Source organism: Allocatelliglobosispora scoriae (genome assembly GCF_014204945.1).
GTDB lineage: Bacteria > Actinomycetota > Actinomycetes > Mycobacteriales > Micromonosporaceae > Allocatelliglobosispora > Allocatelliglobosispora scoriae.
The window spans coordinates 855,462-878,078 of sequence record NZ_JACHMN010000001.1; the positions used below are offsets into that span (position 1 = coordinate 855,462).

Annotated in this window: 18 protein-coding genes; 6 read left to right on the forward strand and 12 right to left on the reverse strand. The window is 70.8% G+C overall.

Annotation, left to right across the window (positions count from 1 at the left end):
• Positions 1–12: 12 nt before the first annotated feature.
• Entirely contained in the window at positions 13–918 is a 906-nt protein-coding gene (locus tag F4553_RS03940) for a homocysteine S-methyltransferase family protein (RefSeq protein ID WP_184832122.1), read from the reverse strand.
• 69 nt (positions 919–987) lie between these two features.
• On the opposite strand from F4553_RS03940, the gene F4553_RS03945 reads away from it, so the two are divergent.
• Positions 988–1,587: a TetR/AcrR family transcriptional regulator gene (locus F4553_RS03945; protein ID WP_184832124.1), complete on the forward strand. Its 600-nt coding sequence runs from the start codon at positions 988–990 to the stop codon at positions 1,585–1,587.
• A gap of 186 nt (positions 1,588–1,773) precedes the next feature.
• Here the strand turns inward: F4553_RS03945 and F4553_RS03950 are convergent, their stop codons facing one another.
• From F4553_RS03950 to F4553_RS03980, 7 genes are all read right to left on the reverse strand, one after another.
• Entirely contained in the window at positions 1,774–2,511 is a 738-nt protein-coding gene (locus F4553_RS03950) for a maleylpyruvate isomerase N-terminal domain-containing protein (RefSeq protein ID WP_246465811.1), read from the reverse strand.
• A 201-nt stretch (positions 2,512–2,712) separates the two neighbouring features.
• Complete coding sequence (locus tag F4553_RS03955; protein ID WP_184832126.1) at positions 2,713–3,885, reverse strand: M20/M25/M40 family metallo-hydrolase; 1,173 nt, start codon at positions 3,883–3,885, stop codon at positions 2,713–2,715.
• On the reverse strand, positions 3,882–4,643 hold the full coding sequence (locus F4553_RS03960; RefSeq protein ID WP_281394940.1) for an amino acid ABC transporter ATP-binding protein: 762 nt from the start codon (positions 4,641–4,643) through the stop codon (positions 3,882–3,884). Before F4553_RS03960 ends, F4553_RS03955 begins: the two co-directional genes overlap by 4 nt.
• Positions 4,640–5,491: an amino acid ABC transporter permease gene (locus F4553_RS03965; protein ID WP_184832128.1), complete on the reverse strand. Its 852-nt coding sequence runs from the start codon at positions 5,489–5,491 to the stop codon at positions 4,640–4,642. Before F4553_RS03965 ends, F4553_RS03960 begins: the two co-directional genes overlap by 4 nt.
• A 74-nt stretch (positions 5,492–5,565) precedes the next feature.
• A complete protein-coding gene (locus tag F4553_RS03970) occupies positions 5,566–6,516 on the reverse strand; it encodes a transporter substrate-binding domain-containing protein (RefSeq protein ID WP_184832130.1) in 951 nt (316 codons plus the stop codon).
• Positions 6,517–6,607: 91 nt separating this feature from the next.
• The gene (locus tag F4553_RS03975) at positions 6,608–7,465 is read right to left on the reverse strand and encodes a MurR/RpiR family transcriptional regulator (RefSeq protein ID WP_184832132.1); all 858 of its coding nucleotides are present in this window, start codon (positions 7,463–7,465) and stop codon (positions 6,608–6,610) included.
• Positions 7,466–7,633: 168 nt separating this feature from the next.
• Positions 7,634–9,067 (reverse strand): hypothetical protein, encoded by a 1,434-nt coding sequence (locus tag F4553_RS03980; RefSeq protein ID WP_312875081.1) that lies wholly within the window; start codon positions 9,065–9,067, stop codon positions 7,634–7,636.
• 265 nt (positions 9,068–9,332) lie between these two features.
• On the opposite strand from F4553_RS03980, the gene F4553_RS03985 reads away from it, so the two are divergent.
• Positions 9,333–10,532, forward strand: a complete 1,200-nt coding sequence (locus F4553_RS03985) for a cyanophycinase (protein ID WP_184832136.1) — start codon at positions 9,333–9,335, stop codon at positions 10,530–10,532.
• A 247-nt stretch (positions 10,533–10,779) separates the two neighbouring features.
• Here F4553_RS03985 and F4553_RS03990 read toward each other — a convergent pair whose 3' ends face one another.
• Positions 10,780–12,261, reverse strand: coding sequence for an MFS transporter (locus F4553_RS03990; protein ID WP_184832138.1), 1,482 nt, complete (start codon positions 12,259–12,261; stop codon positions 10,780–10,782).
• A 1,183-nt stretch (positions 12,262–13,444) separates the two neighbouring features.
• Between F4553_RS03990 and F4553_RS03995 the strand changes: the two genes are divergently transcribed.
• Both F4553_RS03995 and F4553_RS04000 read left to right on the forward strand, forming a co-directional pair.
• Positions 13,445–13,924, forward strand: coding sequence for a hypothetical protein (locus F4553_RS03995; RefSeq protein ID WP_184832140.1), 480 nt, complete (start codon positions 13,445–13,447; stop codon positions 13,922–13,924).
• 176 nt (positions 13,925–14,100) lie between these two features.
• A complete protein-coding gene (locus F4553_RS04000; RefSeq protein ID WP_184832141.1) occupies positions 14,101–14,679 on the forward strand; it encodes a dihydrofolate reductase family protein in 579 nt (192 codons plus the stop codon).
• Here the strand turns inward: F4553_RS04000 and F4553_RS04005 are convergent.
• Positions 14,661–15,371, reverse strand: a complete 711-nt coding sequence (locus tag F4553_RS04005; RefSeq protein ID WP_184832143.1) for a helix-turn-helix domain-containing protein — start codon at positions 15,369–15,371, stop codon at positions 14,661–14,663. The two genes, F4553_RS04000 and F4553_RS04005, sit on opposite strands and share 19 nt — an antisense overlap.
• A gap of 67 nt (positions 15,372–15,438) precedes the next feature.
• A complete protein-coding gene (locus F4553_RS04010) occupies positions 15,439–15,843 on the reverse strand; it encodes a nuclear transport factor 2 family protein (protein WP_184832145.1) in 405 nt (134 codons plus the stop codon).
• A 382-nt stretch (positions 15,844–16,225) separates the two neighbouring features.
• Here F4553_RS04010 and F4553_RS04015 point away from each other — a divergent pair, with 382 nt between their 5' ends.
• Together F4553_RS04015 and F4553_RS04020 are read left to right on the forward strand one after the other, a co-directional pair.
• Positions 16,226–16,759 (forward strand): EF-hand domain-containing protein, encoded by a 534-nt coding sequence (locus F4553_RS04015; RefSeq protein ID WP_184832147.1) that lies wholly within the window; start codon positions 16,226–16,228, stop codon positions 16,757–16,759.
• A complete protein-coding gene (locus tag F4553_RS04020; RefSeq protein WP_184832149.1) occupies positions 16,756–18,327 on the forward strand; it encodes an aldehyde dehydrogenase family protein in 1,572 nt (523 codons plus the stop codon). The genes F4553_RS04015 and F4553_RS04020 overlap by 4 nt, the downstream gene beginning before the upstream one ends.
• A gap of 136 nt (positions 18,328–18,463) precedes the next feature.
• Here the strand turns inward: F4553_RS04020 and F4553_RS04025 are convergent, their stop codons facing one another.
• The gene (locus tag F4553_RS04025; RefSeq protein ID WP_184832152.1) at positions 18,464–22,585 is read right to left on the reverse strand and encodes a CHAT domain-containing protein; all 4,122 of its coding nucleotides are present in this window, start codon (positions 22,583–22,585) and stop codon (positions 18,464–18,466) included.
• Positions 22,586–22,617 lie beyond the last annotated feature (32 nt).

Genomic DNA, 22,617 nt, shown 5'->3' on the forward strand with positions numbered 1-22,617 from the left:
TGCGTGCGAGCGCTACCGGGCGTCCCAGAGGGCTGCGACGTGCCGGGCGTCGGTGCCGCAGCAGCCCCCGACGATACGCAGTGCGGGCAGGTCACGGCGGATCGAGTCGAGCGTGACGCGCAGGTCGGGGATGTCGCCCTCGTCGAGCTCCTCGGCGGCGTCGAGTTCGGCATGGGTCAGCCGGGAGGCGTTGGGCCGCAGCGCGGCGATCATGCGGGTGGCGGATGCGTCGAGGCCGTGGGCGATGTGGTCGGGGTGGGCGCAGTTGACCCCGAAGTAGGCGACCGGGCCCGCGTCGGCGGTCTCGTCGATGGCGGCGCCGAGCGCGGTCCCGTCGGGCAGGCGGCCGTCGGTCTCGACCGTGAACGAGATCGCGACGGGGAGCCCGGCATCTCTGGCGGCACGCACGATCCCGGCCGCCTCGGCGGCGGTGGTCATGGTCATGGCATGGGCGAGGTCGGCGCCGGCTGCGGCGAAGGCCTCGATCTGCGGGCGGTGGTAGCGGGCGGCTTCGGCGGTCTCGGGCCGCTCGCCGGCGACGTAGCCGTCGCCGCGTGGGCCGATCACTCCGGACAGTGCGACGTGGTCGATGCCGGTCCAGCGCTGCCGGAACTGTCGGAGGAACTCGATCGCGGTCCGGTTGATCCGGTCCAGCGCGGCGGGGTCGTAGCCGAGGGTTGCTCCCCAGTCCGGGTTGGCCCGCCAGGTCGGCGACTCCAGCAGCAGGCCGGCTCCGGCGCGGTCGGCGATGGCGGCGTACCCGTCGTAGTAGCTGGTGAGGTGGTCGCGGCCGGTGGCGTGCTCCAGGAGCGGGAACGACGCGAAACCCGGCAGGTCGAGCCCGTGATGGTAGATGAGGTCCGTCTCCAGGCCGCCGTCGGTGACGTAGCGGGCTTCGCCGGATATGTCGAAGGTCATGGCCGCCTCCAAGGATCAGACTGTTTAGTCTGATTGAAGCAGACCAAACAGTCTGGTACAAGGATGTGCATGGCACGCGACAGCACGGCTACCCGGGAGCGCATCCTTCAGGCCGCTGAGCGCCTGGTGCTCGAGTACGGCTTCGGCTCGACCACGGTGGACGGCGTCGTGGCCGCGTCGGGCACGTCGAAGGGCGCGTTCTTCCACCACTTCGCCGGCAAGGACGACCTGGCCAAAGCCCTCGTCGCCCGGATCGCCGCCGCCGACCACCACGTGCTCGCCGCAGCGCTCGACTCCATCGCCCCGCTCACCGAGCCGACGGCGCGGCTGCTGGAGTTCCTCGCCTACTTCGAGCGGTCGGCCGACACGGTCACCGCCGAGGAATCCGGCTGCCTCTACATCAGCGTCCTGACCGAACGCCAGCTCATCGACACCGGGACGGCGGACCAGATCGTGGCGGTCGTCCACGCCTGGCGTGCCGCCCTCACCGACCTGATCCAGGACGCCTTCCATGGCCGGCCGCCCACCGGGATCGACGCCGAACGCCTCGCCGACCACTTCTTCGTCACCTTCGAAGGCGCGTTCCTGCTCAGCCGCGCCACCGGCGAACCCCACCTCGCCGCCCAGCTGCGCGTCATGCGGCTGATGGTGACCGCACTGCTCACCTGACTTTGTTCAGACGGCCGCCACCCGTTCGGCCAAGCTCGGCCAGCCCGTCACCCGCCGTCCGCAAGCTGCTCGCCTAACTGCGCAAAGTGCAGGGCGGGGTGATCCGCATCGGCCGCGAGGCGCTGCGCTGGGCCGGTCCCGGTAGCGCCCCGCGGAACGCTCGAACGAGACGTCACACGTGCGCGTTCACGCGTTCGGGTCCCATTCTGCGAGCTGCTCCATCGGCTCGGTGTCGCCGGTGGTCTCCAGGCCGTCGAACGAGGTGCGGTCGTAGAAGTAGAGGACCAGTTCGCTGGCGGTGCCTCGCATCGCCATGTCGCCCGGCTCGGCGTCGGCGGCGAGGTCGTCGCAGCGGACGCCGTCGTCGTTGAGGGTCAGGCGCCAGGAGCGGCCCTCGGTCGCGTGCAGGTCGATGGTCGCGGGCTTGAACGGCCAGGGGACGGTCGTCGCCGAGACGGTCGTGAGGAACTCGTCGACGCCCTCGACCGCGACGTCCGTCGGCAGCGGCTGCGCGGACCCCTGGGTGAGCTGGGCGTCGTAGGTGTGGACGGCGATCTCCTGGATCTGGTGCCGGGCCACGGCTGCGCTGTTCTGCGGGGCCTGCGAGCGGCCCCACCAGGTCCAGCAGCCGCGGTCCGGGCCGGCCTCGCGCATGACGTCGAGCATGAGTCCGGTCGACTCGGCGAGCCAGGCGTCCAGGGCTTCACGGTCGCGGGGCGCGGTCGGGGCGCCTTTCGGGTTCGTCTTCGCCGGGGGTTCCGCGCCCGGGCCCGCCGCGATGATGGCGGCCTGGCGGCGGCGGCCGTCGCCCAGGTGCTGCGCCAGGTCGCGCAGCGTCCAGTCCGGGCAGGTCGGGACCTGGGCGTCAAGGTCGGGGGCGGACGCGATCGCGGCGCGGAACGCGGCCGAGCGGTCTTCGATCAACCGCAGGACCTCGGAGAAACTCCAAAGTGTTGTGCACCTCGGTTGTCTACCACTGTGCTGCGGCCGCCGGATAGCGAATTTGCCGGATGGGCGCGCCGACAGCTTCGCGGGGCGGCGGCGCCGTCATGGAACACGGCGCTGGCGGGCCAGCAGTTCGGTGACCGGGACGCCGGGCCCGGCTGCCGGGCCCGGCGCTGCGGCTCACGATGCGGCGACGACCTCGATGAGCCCGGCGAGCAGGGCGACCCGTGGGACGACGGACGACAGGTCGAGCCACTCGTCGGGCCCGTGGTCTCCCCCGCCGACCGGACCGAGCCCGTCGAGGACCGGTGCTCCGTTCGCCGCGAGCAGGTTGGCGTCGGCGCACCCCCCGGTGGCCGCGTGGGTGACGGTGAGGCCGAGCGCCGCGCCGACACGCTCAGCGGCCAGGAGCAGCCGGTCCGTGCCCGCCCCGCCGGACCACGGCGGGGCCGGGGCGACGATCCGCATGCTCCCCGCGACCCCCGTGACGACCGGCAACCGGGCCAGCGTCGAGATCTCCGCCAGCGCGGCGTCGAACACGGCCGGATCGGCGGCACGCAGGTCGACGACGAGGTGTGCCCGCTCGGCGACCACGTTGGGCCGGGTGCCGGCCCGCAGCACGCCGACGTTGACCGTCAGGTCGGGAGCGGACCCGTTGAGCTGCTGCAGGGCGACGGTGAGGTGGGCTGCGGCGAGGGCGGCGTTGGCGCCGCGTTCGGGTTCGATGCCTGCGTGTGCGGCTCGTCCGATGAGGTCGATCTCGATGTCGGCGACGCCCTTGCGGGCGGTGACGAGATCTCCGTTGTCGCGGGCGCACTCGAGGCAGAGGACCGCGTCCGCGCCGGTGGCGAGCCCGGTCAGCAGCTCCCTGCTGCCGATGGAACCGATCTCCTCATCGGGGGTGGCGATGAGGATCAGCTCGCCGCAGCTGAGACTGCCCGTGGCGGCCAGGACCTCGACCGCGGCGAGTCCGGCGAGCAGGCCGCCCTTGTCGTCGCTGACGCCCGGTCCGTGGGCGCGCCCGGTGGTGGTGTCGACCGTGAACGGCCGTGCTTGCGCGGTCCCGGCCGGGAAGACCGTGTCGAGGTGGGCTGCGAGCAGGATGCGCCGGGTGCCGGTGCCGCGCATCCGGGCGACGACGGCGTCGCCGAGCGGTTCGCCGTCGGGACCGGTGACGGGGTGGCGGCGGACGGACAGGCCGGCGTTCTCGGCGTACCCGGACAGCAGGGTTGCGACCTGGTGCAGGCCGGCGACCTGGCGGGAGCCGCTGTCGACCGCGACGAGTTCGGCGAGGCGGGCGATGAACGCCGGGTAGCGGGCTTCGGCGGCGGCCCGCAGCGCGTCGGGGTTCACAGGACCTTCGCCAGGAACGTGCGGGTGCGTTCGTGCTGTGGGGCGCCGAGGACCTGCGCGGGCGGTCCGGCTTCGACGACGGCGCCGCTGTCCATGAAGACGACCGAGTCGGCGACTTCGCGGGCGAAGCCCATCTCGTGGGTGACGACGAGCATGGTCATGCCGTCGGCGGCGAGGTCGCGCATCACGTCCAGGACGTCGCCGACGAGCTCCGGGTCGAGCGCGGAGGTGGGCTCGTCGAAGAGCATCAGCTTGGGCCGCATCGCGAGCGCGCGGGCGATCGCGACGCGCTGCTGCTGGCCGCCGGAGAGCATCGACGGGTACGCCGACCCGCGGTCGCCGAGGCCCACCCGGTCGAGCAGCGCCTGGGCCCGGTCGCGGGCTGAGGCCTTCGCCTCGCCGAGCACCCGCACGGGCGCCTCCATCACGTTGGCGAGGGCGGTGAGGTGCGGGAAGAGGTTGAACCGCTGGAACACCATGCCGATGTCGCGGCGGCGGTGGGCGACCTCCCGGGGCCGGAGCTCGTGCAGCCGCTCGCCGCGCTGGCGGTAGCCGACGAGTTCGCCGTCGACCCAGAGCCGCCCGGCGCTGACGGTCTCGAGGTGGTTGACGCAGCGCAGGAAGGTGGACTTGCCGGAGCCGGAGGGCCCGAGCAGGCAGGTGACCTCGCCGGGTGCGACTTCGAGGTCGATCCCGCTGAGCACCTCGGTCGTTCCGAAGCTCTTGCGTACGCCGTCGGCTTTGATCATCGCGGTCATCGGAACATCCCTGCCTGGTTGAGGTGGCCTCGGCCGAAGCGGCGCTCGACGAGGAACTGGACGGCCGACAGGGCGCTGACGAGCGCGAGGTACCAGATGGCGGCGACGCTGAGCAGCGGAATCACCTTGTAGTTGAGGGCGTAGACGCCCTGGACGGCGGTCATCAGGTCGTGGCCGCCGATGATCGAGACGAGGGCGGTGGATTTGAGCATTGTGATGACCTCGTTGCCCATCGGCGGCGCGATGACCCGCATCGCCTGGGGCAGGACGATGCGGCGCATCGTCAGCGCGGGCGTCATGCCGAGCGCGTGTGCCGCCTCGGTCTGGCCGCCGTCGACGGCGAGGATGCCGCCGCGGACGATCTCGGCGGCGTAGGCCATCTCGTTGAGCGACAGGGCGAGGACGGCGGCGGTGGTGCCGGTGATGACGACACTGGTGGGCTGGTCGAACAGGACGGTGCCGGTGAACGGCAGCTCGATGGTGATCCTGGGCAGCAGCGCGCCGAGGAAGCCGAAGAAGACGATCTGGACCAGCAGCGGGGTGCCGCGGAAGAACCAGATGAACGCGGCGGAGGCACCGCGCAGGACCGGGTTGGCGGACAGGCGCATCACGGCGAGCAGGATGCCGCCGGCCGCGCCGAACACCATGGCGACGGCGGTGAGGATCAGGGTGGTGCGCACGCCGTCGAGGATGAAGTCCTTGGTGAGGTAGGCGCGGATGGTCGCGGGCTCCAGGTTGGGGCTGCTCAGCAGCGCTTTCGCCAGCAGGACGAGCAGGCCGGTCACGGCGGCGGCGGCGATCCAGCGGCCGTAGTGGCGTACCGGGACGGCTTTTATCTCTGGGGTCATGAGGGGTCCTTGCGTGGCTGTCCGCGCGCCGCGGCCCGGGGCGGGGTCGCGGCGCGCGGGGTGCGGGTGGGCGGTCAGTCGATGGCCTGGTCGATCGTGGCCTTGGTGAGCCCGATCGGGGTCTGCTTCCAGTGGTCGAGGATGCGGCGGTAGGTGCCGTCGTCGATCAGGGACTGCACCGCGGCCTGGTAGGCCTGCGCGATGTCGCCGCGCGCCTTGAGGAAGCCGAAGCCGTTGGGGCTGGCGAGCCAGCCGTTGGGGTTGGCGGTGTCCTTGACCAGTTCGACCTTGCCCGCGAGCTGGGCTTCGGTGTCGACGAGGTTGACCCGGGTCGCGGCGACGACCTCCACCACTCCGGCGAGGAGGGCCTGCACGGCCTGCGGGTTCTCCGGGAACTCCTTGACCTCGACCGCCTTGCCGGCGCAGCTCGCCGCGCTGTAGTCGGCGAGGTGTCTGGCCTGGTTGCTCGCCTTCTGCACGGCGACCTTGCGGCCGCACAGGCCGGTCACGTCGGTGACGCCGAGCGGGTTGCCGGCGGCGACGAGGAACCCGGTGCCGGAGGCGGAGTAGTCGACGAAGGTGGCGACCTGCTGGCGGGCCTTCTTGTCGGTGACGCCGCCGACGATCACGTCGTACTTGCCGGCCTGCAGTCCCGGGACGAGCCCGTCGAAGGGCTGCTGGCTCCAGGTGGTGCGCAGGCCCAGCCGGGCGGACGCGGCCTGGATCAGGTCGTAGTCCAGGCCCTTGAACTCCGAGGTGTTCCCCTCGGCCTTGAAGTCGATGAAGGGCTGGTAGGGCGCGTTGGTCGCGACCAGGATCGTGCCCTTGGTGCGGAAGTCCGCGGGCAGCTTCGCCGCGAGCTTCGCGTCGGTGCCCACCTCGCCGATGCCGTCGATCGTCACGGTGACCGCGGTGGCGTCGGGGGTCTTGGTCGAGCTGGCCGTGTCGTCAGCCGTGCCGCAGGCGGTCGCGCTGAGCGCGACAGCGAGGGCGGCGGCGCCGAGCGCGATACGCCGGACGTGCATGGTTCCTCCCGGATGAGTGAACAACTCAGTACGGGGGACCGTAACGTACGTTACAGACTTTGTGAAGTTACGATTCGGTGTAACAGCACGGTCAGATCAGATCGTGCCGCCGAGCCGCCCGCTCGATCGCCGCCAGCCGCTCCCCCGCCGCCGCTCCCAACCGAGCGATCACGCCGTCGATCAGGGTCTCCAGGATCGCCATCGACGGCACGAAGCTGTCGTAGGCCGAGGTCGAGTCGACCCGGGCGGGCAGCACCACGTCGGCGACGCTCGCGATCGGCGAGAGCCAGCGGTCGGTCACCAGGACCACCTTCGACTCGCGCTCCTTCGCCGCCTGCGCCAGAGCCAGCGTCGGCGGCTCGTAGCGGCGGTAGTCGAACAGGACCAGCAGGTCCTTGCGGCCCAGATCCGCCAGGGCACCCGCCCGCTCGACGGGCCCGGCGGGCAGCAGTCGGCTGTTGCCGCGTACCTGGACCAGGTGCAGGACCAGGTAGTGCGCGAGCAGCGAGGAGAACCGCCCGCCGTGCGCGGTGATCCGCAGCTGCGGGTCGGCGAGCAGCCGCACCGCGGCGTCGAACTCGGCCGGCGGCAGCTCCGCGAGCGTCGCCGCGACCGCCTGCGGCAGGATCTGGCGCGCACGGTCCAGCGCACCTCCGGGCCCCGGCGGCGGATCAGCGGTGTACGCCGATAGCGGCGACGTGTCCCGCTCGCCGAGCTCGTCGCGCAGCGCCTTCTGGAACTCCGGGTAGCCCCGGAAGCCGAGCCTGCTGGCGAAGCGCAGCACGGTCGGCCCGCTCACCCCGGCCCGCTCGGCGACGACCGCGACCGTCTCCAGCGCGGCGGTCGGATATGCGGCGAGCAGCACCCGGGCGACCCGCCGTTCGGCCGGGCTGAACTCGCCCAGCCGAGAATGGATCATCCCTGCCACACCGGTGTCGCCTGCGGACATCAGCCACCTCCGCGCCACAGCGTAGTGACGCCATCGCCGTCCCGGGCCGCCCCGGGTCACGTTTCGCAGCAGAGCGTGGGAGTGTCGCGGCGCACGGCCGCGCTCTGCTGCGACACGCGACCGGGCCGCGGAGCCGGGCCGGGTGGGTCCGGCTCCGCGGCGAGACCGTCAGCTGCGCGTGATGACGCAGCTGTAGTCGGCCGAGCCGGAGCCGGAGTAGGCCTCGACGTCCAGGTAGTAGGTCGCGGCGCCGCCGGAGCCGGACCGGGTGTAGCTGAGGGATTCATCGGTGCCCGCGCCGTCGTTGACCGACCGGGTCAGCGTGCGCCCCGAGGAGTCGAGCAGGTAGACGTCCGCGTCGTAGGCGGACGGGATCGCGCAGCTCACCGAGACGGACTGCCCGCCGGTGAGGCTGGTCGCGAAGTAGTCCCGGTCGGAGCTGCTGCGCATGTCGCCGGTGACAGTCGTCGGTGAGCCGAGCCCGGCGACGCTGTTGGCGGTGGTACGCGAGTCGTTCGGCTCGACCTCGGCGAAGGTCGAGCCGCCCGGACCGGGGCCGGGGCCCGGGTCGCAGTTCGTGATCGGGGTTCCACTGTAGAGGTTGGCGTCCGGCACCCCGTTGGTGACGCCGCGCAGGTAGTAGCCGCAGGTGGGACGGTTGGCGAAGTTGAAGGTCTGCCCGGCCGTCAGGCGCCAGATCTTGAAGCCGGAGTAGGTCAGCGACTGGCCGGAGGTGGCGCGCTCGGGCTGGTGGTCGCCGAGGACGACGTACGCGTTGGCGCCCGACAGGGTGGCGAGGCCGGTCTTGTCGATGAACAGCGAGCCGCCGCCCTCCTCGACCCCGACCCCCCAGGCCGCACCGCCGCTGGTCAGGCCGTCCTTGATGGCCCGTGCGACGAAGGCCATCGTGCGGCCCATCCGGTCGCGGGTGACGAAGTGCGAGTCGTTGATCGTGTTGGCATAGTTCGGCCACGCGAACATGCCGGTCGTGAAGCTGACGTAGCTGTCGTAGGGGTTGGCGAGGGCTTCGGCCGAGGTGACGCTGCCGTTGCAGGCGTCGTAGACGATCGCGCTGTTGATGTGGTGCCCCGCGCTGCCGCCGCCGGCGCCGCCGCCCTTGGCGATGACGGACTGCACCGAGGCCTGCAGCGACGTGCCTTTCCACTGCGCGTAGCGGCACTGGTCGCCGCCGGCGAAGTAGACGAACTCCGCGTTGCGGATGTCGGTGTTCACCTGGGAGTTGTTGCCGTCGCTCGTCGCGGTGAGGGTGAGAGTGGTGCAGGAGTTGACGCCGCTGAGGCCGCTGATCGTGTCGCACTCGGGAGTGGCGCTGCCCGAGGTCGGGGCGGATCCGGCCACGACGGTGACGTCCATCGTCCCGCTGCCGCCGGTGATGGCGGTGATCGCCTTGGTCATGGTCGCGGGGACGACGGCGCCGGCGCCGTTCATGGTGAAGGCCGGGCCGGACCACGAGGTCCGGCTGACGTCGGAGCCGCTGCCCTGGCGCGTTCGGGTCACCGAGGCCTGGGCAGGTGCCGCGATGACCGTACTCGCGGCCAGCACGGCGGCGAGCACGAGCGCGGATGTGACCGGGGTTCGCACTGTGGTTCTCCTAATCGACAGCCACCACGCTTCGATGTGATGTACCGCACAATACATTCACGCCAATATTTCGTAAACCTGTATCTCACGTTACAGATCCGCATCGCCGACTTCGTAATGTCCATTACATCTGGACGGGAATCTTGAGTCGTTGTAACGTGCGTGCACCGCGACGACCGCGGTGCACCAGGGCTCCGCCCGCCGTTTAACCCAGTCCCACCACGCGGCGGCGGGCGGAGCCCGCCCCTCTCCCCGGAGGTCCCCCATGACACACCGACGCACAGTCCTCGCCGGAGCACTCGGCGCGGCGACCCTCGCCTCGCTCGCCCCCGCCACGGCCGCCTCCGCGCACGGCGCCGCACGCGGCTCCCTCGTCCTGGTCGGCGGCTCGCTCGCCGAGGACAACACCGCCGTCTACGGCGAGATCATCCGCCGGGCCGGCGGTGCCCGCGCCCGCATCGGCGTGATCACCGCCGCGTCCGTCCCGCCCAGCCAGGACCCCGACGCGGGAACGCCGGACGCCAGCAACAGCGAGGCCAACGGCGCCTACTACGCCGACCTGCTCCGCGCCCACGGCGCCGGCCAGGCGACCTGGATCCCGATCGACCTCGACCACATCGCCGACGCCGACAGCCCCGCCCTCGCCGCCCAGGTCGACCAGATGACCGGCTTCTTCTTCGGCGGCGGCGACCAGTTCCGCTACATCACCACCCTCCTGCACGGCGACGCGCACACCGACTCCCTCGTGCTCGCCGCGATCCGCCGCCGCCACGCCCGAGGCGCCGTCATCGCCGGCTCCAGCGCCGGCGCGCAGATCCACCAGGGCCGCGACATGGTCACCGGCGGCGAGAGCTACAACGCCCTGCGCGACGGGTCACTGCCCGGCTACTTCGACGACCCCGACACGAGCGGCTACTGGCCCGCCGGCGGGTTCGGCTTCCTCACCTCCGGGCTGCTCGACACGCACTTCACCGCCTACGGGCGGCTGGGACGGGCGATCACGCTGGCCCGGACCACCGGCCACCACCGCGTCTTCGGACTCGACCCCAACACCGCGCTCATCGTCGACGCGCCCCGGTCGCCGGACGAGCACGCCCGCGTCGTCGGTGAAGGCGGCATCTCCGTCCTCGACCTGCGCGACGGCATCCGCTGGAGCTACCTCACCGAAGGATTCCGCTACCTGCCCGGCGCGTGGCGAGCCCTCGCGCCCCAGCGACTGCGGCCGCTGCGGCCGCGCCCGGATGCGGCCAGCGTTCCGCCGAGCGCGGACATCTTCGGCGACGACGTGGCCTCCGGCCTCGCTCTGGCGCTGGCCGCGTCGCGGGCCGAGCGGGCCACCGGCGTGACCCGGCAGGACGACCCCCGCTTCACCGTGGAGCTGGTCAAGTCCCGGCGGTTCGCCGCCTACACCGCCGACGGCAGCACCGCCGAGTCGTTCCTGGATCTCACCGTCCGCATCCGCTGAACAGCTACGCCGCGCCGGCAGGAGTCGGTCATGTGGTCGCCCCGGCTGCCGAAGTCCGGGGCGACCACCAACGTGCACCGGTCTAACTTCAAGGCCGGACAGCCGCGGCGGCGACTCTCCACCCGACACCGCCGGTTCAGGTCGTTGAGCTGTCGACGGAGATGCTGCCGACTACCCGGTGCGCCCGCCTGCGGGACCGGTGAGGACACCTGCGTGTGCATCCGTGACCTGTCCACCCCGTCCGCTGTCAGGCGTCGTCGTCGGTGATGGCCGACAGCGGCGGTGCCACGTCCTCCAGCGCCTTGCCCTCAGCGTCGACGCCCAGGAATATCTCGACGACACCGCCGACGACCATCACCGCCGCTGCGATGAGGTAGCCGAGGAAGAGTTTGAAGGGGTCCTCCCCCGCTCCGATGAGCCATCCGTAGAAGATCGGGCCGATCGCGCCGAAGCACTGGGCGATGGCGAAGAAGACCGCTATCGCCTGTGCGCGTACCTCCTGGGGGAAGACCTCGCTCACCGTCAGGTAGGCGGCGCTGGCGCCGGCGGAGGCGAAGAAGAAGATGACGCACCAGGCGATCGTCTGGGTCAGTGCGGTGAGCGCCCCGGATTGGAACAGGATGGCGGTGACGGCCAGCAGGGCACCGGAGATCAGGTAGGTGCCCGCGATCATGCGTCGGCGGCCGACGGTGTCGAAGAGCCGGCCCAGCAGCAGCGGTCCCGCCAGGTTGCCGATGGCGAAGGCGATCAGGTAGATCGGGGTCGCCTCGGCCTCGACGCCGTAGAACTTCGCCAGTACCAGGGTGTAGGTGAAGAAGATCGAGTTGTAGAGGAACGACTGGGTGATCATCAGGGTCGCGCCGAGGACGGACCGCTGCGGGTAGCGGCGGAACAGGACTTTGAGCAGGGACAGGTAGCCGTGGCGGGCGCCGGGGCGAACCGAGATCGCCTGCGAGTCGTCCAGGGGCGTCAAGGTCTGGCCGGAGGCGACAGCGGCGTCCTCGATCTGCCTCATGCTCTGCTCCGCGTCGTCCTCGCGGCCGTGCAGGATGAGCCACCGGGGGCTTTCCGGCAGGTGCCGGCGCAGGCCCCAGACGGCGATGCCGATCACCGGGCCGATGAGGAAGCCGAGCCGCCAGGCCAGCCCCAGTTCGACGTTGTTGAGAAGGACGTAGGTGCCGAGGGTGCCGATGATGGCGCCGGCCCAGTAGGTGCCGTTCACACCGAGGTCGACCCGGCCGCGGTATCTGGCCGGCATCATCTCGTCGATGGCGGAGTTGATGGCTGCGTACTCGCCGCCGATGCCGGCACCGGCGATGAACCGGGTCAGGTAGAGGAAGACCAGCGCGGCCGGGCCGCTCCCCCAGACGAGCGCGGTCAACGCGTTGCCGCCGAGGTAGACGCCGAGGGTGACGATGAACAGGTTGCGCCGGCCCAGGGCGTCGGAGAGGCGCCCGAAGAACAGCGCGCCGAACACCTCGCCGAGCAGGTACACGGTGGCGATCGCCCCCACCTGGGTGGAGCTCAGGCCGAGCGTGGTCTCCTCGCTGAGGACCGCGCCCACAGCGCTGGCGACGGTGATCTCCAGCCCGTCGAGGACCCATGCGGTCCCCAGCGCGAGCACCATCCTGGTGTGGAACGGCGACCACGTGAGCCGGTCGATCCGCGCTGGTATGAGGCTCCGGACGACCGCTCCCTCCGCGGCCCCTGCCGAATTCGAATTCGTCATGATGCGCGTGTTTCCCACCTGGCGCCGGATTATTCCTCCGGTCACGCGAGTGAATCCATCGGCCGTCCCAGATGTCATCCGCGCCGTCGCGGGTACCGGCCCGCGTCGGCGACCCGAGGAGGAGCGACGGCGATGAGGGCGGTTGTCGAGGGCCGGCCAGACCCGGGGTTGACGGGATTCCGCCCGCTTGATCACCCCATCGGATGAAAGTCGGAGAACAACCCATCCGCACAGTTCATCAGCCACGAATGCCCCGCTGAGGACAGGCTCGGGGACTCGTCACAAGACCGGCGATCCGGCTACCGGAGTGACTCGGCGTCACCGCAGCGGTCCGGCACATGCCCGGTGCGCGGCGGGAGTTCGGGACAGGGGTTCGGGATCGCGGATCCCGGGTAACAGGCGTCAGCCCGGAGGGGGAAGCATGCCCAACATGGAACTGGCCGGCCTTGCGGTAACGGTGATCGGTCTGTTGTGGCGGCTGGCGCTCCATCGTCAAGGCACCCGCCGCGGCAGCACCCGCTGCGAGCGACGCGGGGACGCAGCGTCGCGCTTCGTGCAGCCGACGGTGCCGCGGCGCCGCGCCCTGGTTCGCCACGCACGCGTGCGGCACTCAGCAAGCCGGGTCTGGCTGACGCATCGAAACCACGGCCGGCAACTCCCGCTGCGCGGGCCCCGCCCCCGCAACCGCCATGCCCTGACAGCGTGAATTCACGTTAGGGATTTGGAGTGCACACTTCGATGGTTCCCGTTTGCGTGATAGAGGTGCCAAATGTGGCGTTGAAGCTCGCCGTCGATATGGGAAGTAGCGGATTGATTGCCGCGCACATCAGTACGCCGCTGTCTACTGGGCCGATGCCGGGGATGGCCCGTGACCCTAGTCCGATGAGCAGTCCGCCGCCGCCACCGAGGACTCCGCCCAGCGTCACTCCGGTGCTGGCGTGGGCTGGTGCGGCTGCGGCGCGGCGGAAGCCGATGCTGCGGCTGGATCGGCTCATCGAATAGGCCGCTCCATACCCCTCGGCCGGTCCAGGGCGAGCCGTGTACGACGACCAACCCGAGGACATATGTCATGGCCATGCCGTGCGCCGCTCACCAGGTCTGGTGAGTGCTGGCACTACAGCCCAGCCTCGGTCGACGCCCATACTTGAACAAGGCAAGGCCCACAGCGTAGAAGGGAACGGGCATGTTGGAGGCCACAAAGACCAGCGTCTGGAAGAACCGCTACGCGATCAGTGCCGATGGTCGGCCCCTCGCCGTCTGGGACGGATCGCTGTGGACGGCCGGGGGAACGTTCGAGCTGGGCGGACGGCGGTACAGGGTGCGCGGCAACATGTGGGGCAGCACGTACGGGATGGTCGACCAGGACGACACACCGGTCGCCGCAGCGCGCCGGGTGGGCCGCAAGAGCTGGACGGTCGAGGCGGGCGGGCAGACCTACGCCTTCCACCGGGCGTCGTTGTGGCGGGATGAGCAGGAGCTGCGCTCCGCCGACGGTCGGCGCCTGGGCTCGGTCAGGCGGACCAGCATGTGGCGCGGCGACGCGGTGGCCGACCTTCCCAGCCTGCAGCTACCCGTGCAGATCTTCGTCCTCGCCGTTGTGCTCACCATGTGGGACTCTTCGTCTGCCACAGGCGCGGCTGGCGCGGTCGCCGCCGCCGGCTGAGCTGCGCCGCCGGAACTGCCGATCCCCGCGGCTCCGTGTTGTCGTTTCCATCCAAGACGACCGCAGCGGTGTTTCCATAACATGGGGTGGGCAGCCGCCGCCGGGCTAAGCGCGGCGCTGCCGACTGCTGTCGACTGTCTGATGGCTTCGTCGCCTGATCCTGAGGGGAACCGCACATGCGTGATCTGGTCTTTACCGGTTTCGTTTCGCTGGACGGAGTGGTGGACTCCCCCGGCGGTGGGCCGGGCGAGGAACACCGCAGCGGCGGCTGGGTGATCAACGGCATCGACTTCCTGCCCGAGGCTTTCTCCCTCAAGGGCGAGGAACTCGCGGAGACCACGGCACTGATGTTCGGCCGCCGGAGCTACGAAGCGTTCGCGACGACCTGGCCCGGCTCGGACGACCACGCCGCCTACCGGGACCTACCCAAGTACGTGGTGTCGACCACGCTCGACGAAGACGCCCTTGTCGAAGGATGGGGGCCGACGACGATCCTGCGCTCCACCGACGACATCGCCGAGCTCAAGCAGGGCGAGGGTGGCGCGATCTTCATCCACGGCAGCGCGGAACTCGCCCGACGCCTTTCGGAGGCCGGCCTGCTCGACCGATACCACCTGCTGGTCTTCCCCGTGCTGCTCGGGGCCGGAAAGAGCCTGTTCAGCAGCGCGGACAGGGACAAGCAGGCGCTGCGCCTCCGGGACTCCGCGGCCTACCCGAACGGCATCGTCAAGCTGATCTACGACGTCGTCGCCTGATGCAGGTCCAGGCCGATCGCACCGCCACCGCCGTCGCGGAGCTGGCGCGCCGTACGACCGACATACCGGCACAGTGCACGGGCCAGGTGCGGCTCGTCGAAGTACCCGAGTCCGGTGACGACCTCGGAGACCGGGGCACCGGCTGCCAGTAGCACTGCGGCCTCACGGGCGCGCTCGATCTGCCGTACCGCACCCTGGGTGAGCCCGGTCGCCGCCCGGAACCGCCGCTCGACAGTGCGCGCCGAGACCGTCGGACGATGGCCTCGGCGCGCCTCGGCGACCAGCGGGTCACGGACCACGGCTCCGGCCCGCACGAGTCGGCCGACCAGGGCTTCGGCGTCGTCGGGGCCCGGCGTCTCCCAGCGGGCACCGTCCAGCCGGAAGGTCCTGCGGGTGACGTCCGGCAGCTCGACGCCGCTGTTCACCAGGGACGCCGTCGGCACCGCCCGTAGCGACGTGCCCACTGCGAACTCGATACCGACGAAGGACGCCCCTTCCGGCACCGGCGCGGTGCCGGTCCTGGTCTCGGGGCCGGAGACGCTCGCGTAAAACCCGCCCTCGCGCTCCCAGAACACCAGGCCCCAGCACACCGCCGCAACGGAGGTCATCTCCACGACCCGCTCGCTCCTACAGGTCCACACCGTGCTCACCCACGGCGAGTCCGACGCCCGCGTCTCGAACCGCAAACCCACGAGATCACCCTAACCAAGCTCGCCGCACACCCGATCGGACCGCCGACGCTTCCCCACCGGGCCGAAGTCAGGCGGCTGGACGCTGCGCGGCCAAGGCCTTGCCCATCTCCTCCACGAGCCGGTTCAGCCCTCGCAACGGGCGGACCATCACTGTGAACTCGACGATCCGGCCATCGGCGTCCAAGCGCATCATGTCCACGCCGTGGACCGCGGTGCCGTCGAGGTCGGCATGAAACTCCAGGACCGCTCCGTCGGGCGTGTACCACTCGCGCTCGTACCGGATGGTGGGTCCGAGCACGGCCAAAGCCGCGGCGAGGTAGGCGGCCGTGATGTCGGGGCCGTTCTGCGGCGCGTGCACCGCTGGCGAACGGAACACCACGTCCGGTGCGAGCAGGGGCGCCAGGCCTGCCAGATCACGGCTCTCGACGACGCGGTGCCAGGCGGCGACCGCAGCGGGCATCTGTTCTGTCATCCGCCGACGATACGTCCGCGCGGCGAACCACAGGCATATTCCCGCCTGCTTGAGCGGAGTGCCACTGGACGAATGCGGGCTGCACCGAGTCGGCTGGGCGTGGCTGACACAGCGGCGGGCCGTGCAGGTCCACGGCGGAATCTGGCGGGGCTCCGCGCCGAGCCGACCTACCGAGCCAGGCCGACCGTGCAGCTCGGGCAAGCTCCGGCGAGAACTGCGGTCGCCGCGGATCCATGGCGCCGATATGCCCTGGCTGGCCGGGGGTCACGGCCGGGTGACTGTGCACCAACGAGGGACTGCCCTTCGCGCCTTTGCAACCACTAGCCTGATTTTGTGCCGCTTTGGTTGCTACATGATAGGAGCTCCCTCTATGGAAGATTTGATGCAACGCAAGCACCGGCTGGCCTTCAGTCACTTCGACCGGGACCACAACGGCTATATCGAGCGCACCGATCTGGAAGGGCTAGGGGTGCGCATCCTGTCGCAGTTCGAGGACTCGCCCACTTCCGCCAAGGGCAAGGCCGTCGTCGGGAGCTTCGATGGGATCTGGGCCGCGCTGGCCCAGCAGTGCGACAAGGATGCCGACGGCCGCATCGACCCGGCGGAGTACCACCGAGGCATGACCGAGGCCTTCGTCGAGCGGCCCGCCGACTATGAGCAGACCTTCCGGCCCGCGGTGAAAGCCGTGCTCGACCTCGCCGACGTCGACGGCGACGGGGCGCTCAGCCGCGACGAGTTCGTGCGGATCCAGAATGCCTTCGGCACGGCCGACGACCAGATCGACGAGGCCTTCCGACGGATGGACACCGACGGCGACGGTCGGCTCACCGTGGAGGAGCTGACCGAAGCCGTGCGGCAGTTCTACGTCGGCACCCAGGACGATGCGGTCGGCAACTGGTTCTTCGGCGCGTCGTGAAGTCTTACGGGGTGCTGGTCGGCGGGCACGGCCGGGAGGGAAAGGGCTGGGCCTACGTCGCCCGGACCAGCGCACTCCTGGCCGACCCGCTCACCGTCGGCCGGCTGACGCTGAACCGGGAACGCGACGGCGGCGACGAGGACGACGAACGGCTGGCCGGACGGGTGGCCGTCGCCACCGCCGAGCAGGTGGCCGAAGCCCTCCGGGCCGCCCGCGCCGCGCAGCCCGAATGGGGCCGTCGGCCGCTGGCAGAACGGCTGGAGCTGGCCGGCCTGATCTACCGAGAGCTGGTCCGTCGAGCCGACGAGCTGATCGACGTACTGGTCGACGAGGGACACCCGGTCCGGCTTGCCCGCTGGGAGCTGTCGGGGATGCTGGCGTCGTTTCACCCTGACAGCGTGGCGCTCGCCGCCGAGCTGGCCGAACGCCGCCACCAGGTCGGCCAGCACCGCGTTCGGCTGCGTTACCGGCCCGACGGTGTGGTCTGCCTCAGCCCGCCGCAGAATGCCGCCACCAGCAACAGCGCGCTCGGCATCTGGGCCCTGATCGGCGGCAACGCCCTCGTCGTCGGCGCCCCGCGCAGTTGCCCGCTGGGCGTCAACCATCTCTATCAGGAGATCGTCGCCCCGCAGCTAGGAGCCCTCGGTGCTCCCCCGGCGGTGTTGTCCGTCCTGTGCGGGCTGACCCGGCCCATGCTGGCGTCGTGGTTGGACAGTGCCGATGTCGACGACATCTACTACTTCGGCAGCTCGACCCGTGGCCTGGCGCTGGCGCAGGAGTGCCTGGCCCGGGGTAAGAAGCCGGTGCTCGAACTGTCCGGCAACGACGGCGTGCTCGTCTGGCGCGACGCCGACGTGGTCGGGGCCGCAGCCGCGCTGGCCGAGTGCTTCTACGGCTCCGGTCAGATCTGCATGGTGCCCAGGTATGCCGTGGCGCATCCTGCGGTGTTCGACCAGCTCGTCGACGCCGTGGCTGCCCACGCCCGGGCGCTGCGGCCCGGGCTGCCCGACGACCCCGACGTGCTGCTCAGCCCGGTGTTCAAGGCGCCTGCGATGCAGGCGGTGCTACGGCAGGCCACCGACGCCGGGGCAACGATCGTCACGGGCGGGCGGCAGTGGGACCGCCGCGGGCGACCCAGCTCCGGCGGGATGTTCCTCGAGCCGACGGTGCTGCGGGTCGACGGGCTCGAGATGGCGGACGGGCTGGCGGCGGTACGCGACGAGACGTTCTTCCCGCTGCTCAGCATCGTCCTTCCCACGCCCAGCGACGACGGGAAACTGCTGACCCGGGTGATCGCTTTCATGAACGCCAACCGCTATGGTCTGCGCAACTCGCTGTGGGCGCGGGACGAGGCCGTCATCGACCGGGTCTGCGCCGATCTCGGCAACGGCGGCATCCTGAAGGTCAACGACTCGCACATCGGTTTCACACCGGTACTGCCCACCCACGGTGGCACCGGCATCACCGGCGGTCCTTTCGGCGGCGCGGCCATCCCGCTCCTGCGGACGACCACGCTCCAGGCGATCTGCGCCGCCGCTCAGCCCACCAGGCCACTCCAAGCGCAGTGACACACCGCGCTTACGTCATACCGTGCGCCCGCCCCGCCCGAGCTCCGCAGCCAGAACGCCGAACCGGACCGCCAGGTTTGAAGCGCCCTCGTCCGCCACCTCATGGCGTCGGCCGGAGGCCGGCGAGCACGCACGCTCATGGTCCGAAGTGGATGTGGGATGCCCAGAGTATCGCGTGGTGGGGGTAGCGGTCGCGCATCTCCCGGACGCTGGAATGCACCGCTGCCGACGGCGGTTCACCCGCGCCGAAGCTTGAGTGGATGAGCTCGGCCAGCTGCGGGGCGAATCGGTCGTGGATGGGCCACAGCGTGGCGACCGTGTGGGTGAAGCCGGCCAGCTGGAACGCCGAGGCGATGTGGAGCACCTCGTCGATGAGGCCGTCGGTGCTGACCGCGGTCGTGCAGGCGGACAGGAACGCCAGGTGGGCGCCGGCCAGGTCGAGACCGCTCAGCTCGGCCACGGTCAGGTCCCGGTCGTCGAGGGCGAGGAAGCTCAGCGACGGATCGTCCGGGTCGACCGCCGCATGGCAGGCGAAGTGCGCAATGTCCGCCGTGGTGAGGGCACCGGTGACAGCCGCATGCGTGGCGTGCGCGCCGAGAAGAGTGGTGGCTCCGCCCAGGAGGGATTCGACGGCTTGGGCCTCCGCCTCGGCAAACAGCAGCGGGGGCAGCTCCGCGCGAGCGGTGGTGGTGTCCAGTCCGACGACGAGCGCTCCGGTGCCGCGGGTCCGCCGCTGCTCGCGCAGGTCGTGCAGAACCTGCGCGGAGGGAGTGTAGGACGACTGGACAAGGTCGAGGGCGGAGCATGTGTGGCCTGCGATGTCGACCATCGCGGCGTGCATGGGCAAAAGCGCGAGGCGGCCGGTTGGAATCCACCAGATCCGCGGCAGGCCGCCGGGAGCGGGCAGCTCGGTGTGGCCAAGGTGGTGCAGAACGGGCCCGACGATGCGCCTGCCGAGCCAGTGCAGGACGGCGTCGACTTGCGCGTGGTCGCTGGCGGTGAGCGCATCGCTGAGGATCGCGGCCAACTCGTCGACGTCGGCCCGGGAGACGTCTGGTAGATCGAGCGTGCTCACGCCAGCCGGCGTGGCGATCAGCGCTGCGCAGCCGAGGTCGCTGACAATGACGGCGACGAGCGGCCCGGCCTGGGCGGAGGCGGTGACCTGCGCGATGCTGATCGGCAACGCGAACCGCTCGAAGCCGGGCAGTCGCCGGATGTCGTCCAGTACCGCGTGCCAACGGCCGGACAGCGCCCGGCGTTGCTGCCCGGTGTGTCCGGCGGTGTCGTTGAGCTGCCGACGCAGATCGGTGACCTCGGCCGCGAGCTGGGGCGCGAGCGGTTCCAGGCTCGCGGTGTCGCGCCGCGTGGCGAAGGACTGCGCGAGCAGGATCGCCCGGCCTGCCTCGAGCGCCGTCCAGGCGTCTGCGGCGGTGCCTCCGGCACGCAGAACCGCGTATGCTGCTTCGGCTCCGAGGCCCTGCAGGTCGCTGAGGTGGTGGCGGCGGTCGGCCGGGCTCAGGTGATGCCCGACCAGCTGAGGCAGGATGTCGCGCAGAATGGCGTGCGCAGCGCCTGCTGATTCCCAGTCGCCGTCGACGGCCGATTCGCGCGCCCAGAGTCGCCCGGCCCGTGCCCGCAGTGCCGGCGGGCCGCCGTCGGTGACCGCGGTCTGCCGCAGCTGGACCATGGCTTCGGTCCGGTGGCCGGGCCGCTGGCCTATGCGGGCGCTGAGGAGCAGCGTATCGGCCAGGCCGAGGCGGAATCGGCTGATGTCGGTGTGGTCGGCCGGTGCGAGCTCGACTGCCTCGCGACCGCAGGCTACGGCGTCATCAAGGTCGTCGGCGGCGGATCCATCGAGGAAGCGGACTCGCAGCGAGAGTCCCAGGTTGGAACGGTACAGGGGTTGGTCGGGATGGCCGTCGGGCAAGGCTGCCACGGCCTGTTGCAGCAACGTCACCGACTCGTCCAGGAGCTCCGGGTCTGAGACGGTCTCGCCGAGGGTCCGCAGCACGATGCCGAGGTTGGACAGCAGCCCTGGCCGGCTGACGTGGCCCTCGGGCGTCAGAGCGAGCGCCTGCCGCCCGGCGTGGGCCGCGGCCGTGAGGTCTGCGACCGCACCGCTGCGGGTGTGCCGCTGCTCCAGCGCCAGTGCCAGACCGGCGTGGTAGGTCGCCAGGTTCGGATCGTCGACGGCGGCCAGGTCGACTGCCGCCCGGGCCAGGTCGACCGCCTCGTCGAGGTCTGAGCCGGCACCGGTCAGGCCGAAGCGAGTCCGCAGGGCAAGGCCCAGGCTGCTCAGGAGGCGGGCCCGGTCCGGGTCGTCCGGTTCCAGCTCGGCCAACCCGGTGCGCAGCACGTCCGCCGCCTCGTCCAGGTCATGGGGCGAGGCGAGGCGGTCGAACCGGCTGATCAGCACGATGCCGAGATTGCCGAGGATCGACGCCCGCGCCGCGTCGGGCGGCACCTGTCCGGTTAGTTCGCGCTGGATGTCCACGGCCTGTCGGATGTCGGCGGGCGCGCCGGACCAGTCGTACCTGGACTGCAGCATCGCGGACAGGGTGGTCAGGGCAGCGACGCGGTCCTCATGGCCGTCCGGCATCTGCCCGACCGCCTCCTGCGCCAGGACGATCGCCTCGTCGAGCAGGCCCGCCTCCCCTGTGTGCCGGAAGCGCCACCACAGCGCGTACCCGAGATTGGCGAGGTAGCGCGGCCGCGTCCGGTCGTCGGCCGCTGCCACGACCTGACGCAAAGTGCCGTGGGCCTGCTGCCACACGTGGTCGGTGATCGGCTCGGAGGTCGCGAAAAGCTGGTCGAGCGCACTGGTGTGCAGGTCCCGCAGCTGGTCGGCCTGCGGCCTGGCCAGCCACCGGGCGACGTCGTCCACGGTCGGGGCGGCTTCCGCGTCAAGAAGCTGCCGACCGCCGGCTGCCTCTGCCAGCGCACCGGCGATGACAGCCGCTGCGGCTCTCAGGTCGCCGGGATCGCCGCCGAGCCTGTATCTGGCCATCAGAAGCTCCTGCAAGACGTGCAGATGCTGCTGGTGACCGTCATCGTCATCGTCATCGTCATCGTCATCGTCGGCGTCGGGCCGCGCAGTCAGCAGCTCGCCGATCTCGATGGCACGATCGAGATCGCTGCGGCGTTCCTCGTGAGCGAACCGATCCCGCAAGCTCAGCAGCAGGAAATGGCTCACCACCGGAGAAGGATCGCCTTGAAGCGTCAGATGCTGCTCGGCCGCGGCGATCACGCCGTCGAGGTCCGCACGGTCGGCGGTACCGGTCCACCGGTCGCGCAGCAGTATCGCGAGCATGGCGGTACGCCGCGACAGCCGGTCGTCGCCGGGCTGCGATCCCTGCACCGCCGAACGGCACAGCTCCACAGCCCGGTCGAGGTCCTCGCCGTCGCCGTCGAGTTCGAAGCGCGTGTACAAGGCCGCGGCCAGGTTGGTCAGGGCGATGGCGGGATCCCCGCCGTGCTCGTGGGCCGCTACGGCATCCTCACCGCACGAGATGACGTCGTCGAGATCCCGGCGATCACGGGTCCGGTCGTAGCGGTCCCGCAACATCCGGGCCAGGTTCGCCAACCGGGTCCCGAGCTCGGGGTGGCCATCGGGGGTCAGCTCGACGGCGAGCCCCGCCGCCTCGATCGCGGCGTCCAGGCCTTCGAAGCTGTCCTCGAGGTCGGCGAGCAAGCGGATCGCGACGGCGTAGTCGGCGAACTCGCCGTGCGCCTCGGCGGCCGCGTCTTCGGGCAGGTTGCCGAAGGCCAGCTCATAGAGGCGCAGCGCCTCTTCGAGCGTGTCGCGGTCACGGGTCTCGATGGCGCGGGCCGTGTGCTGACGGGCGATCTCGGTGCGATCGTGGAAGAGGTCCAGCGGTCCGCGCTCCACCTTGATGCCGAACTTCTCCCCACGCTGGGAGTGCTCGGTCATCCACGCGAGTGCCGCGTCGTCACCGCCCAGCGCGGGCAGCTCGGCCATCAGGGTGAGGGGGGCGTACGCGCCGGTCAACATGAATACCAGCGGAAGCGTGTCAGCCCTGTCGTCCAGGCCGGGAGCGCCGGTCTCGATGATCCGGGCCAATGCGAAAGCCGACTCAAGCTCCTCACTGTCGACGTCGCCCGCATCGGCTGCCAGCCGCCACTGGTCGACCGCTCGCCGGAGGAGATCGAGCGCAGCCAGCCAGCGCTGCTCTCGCACCGTGGCGAGGCACGCGTACAGAATCGACTCGACCGACGAATCAGGCGTCTGCGCCGCCATCGTGACCTCCTGTGCCCGTACGGACCGCCCGG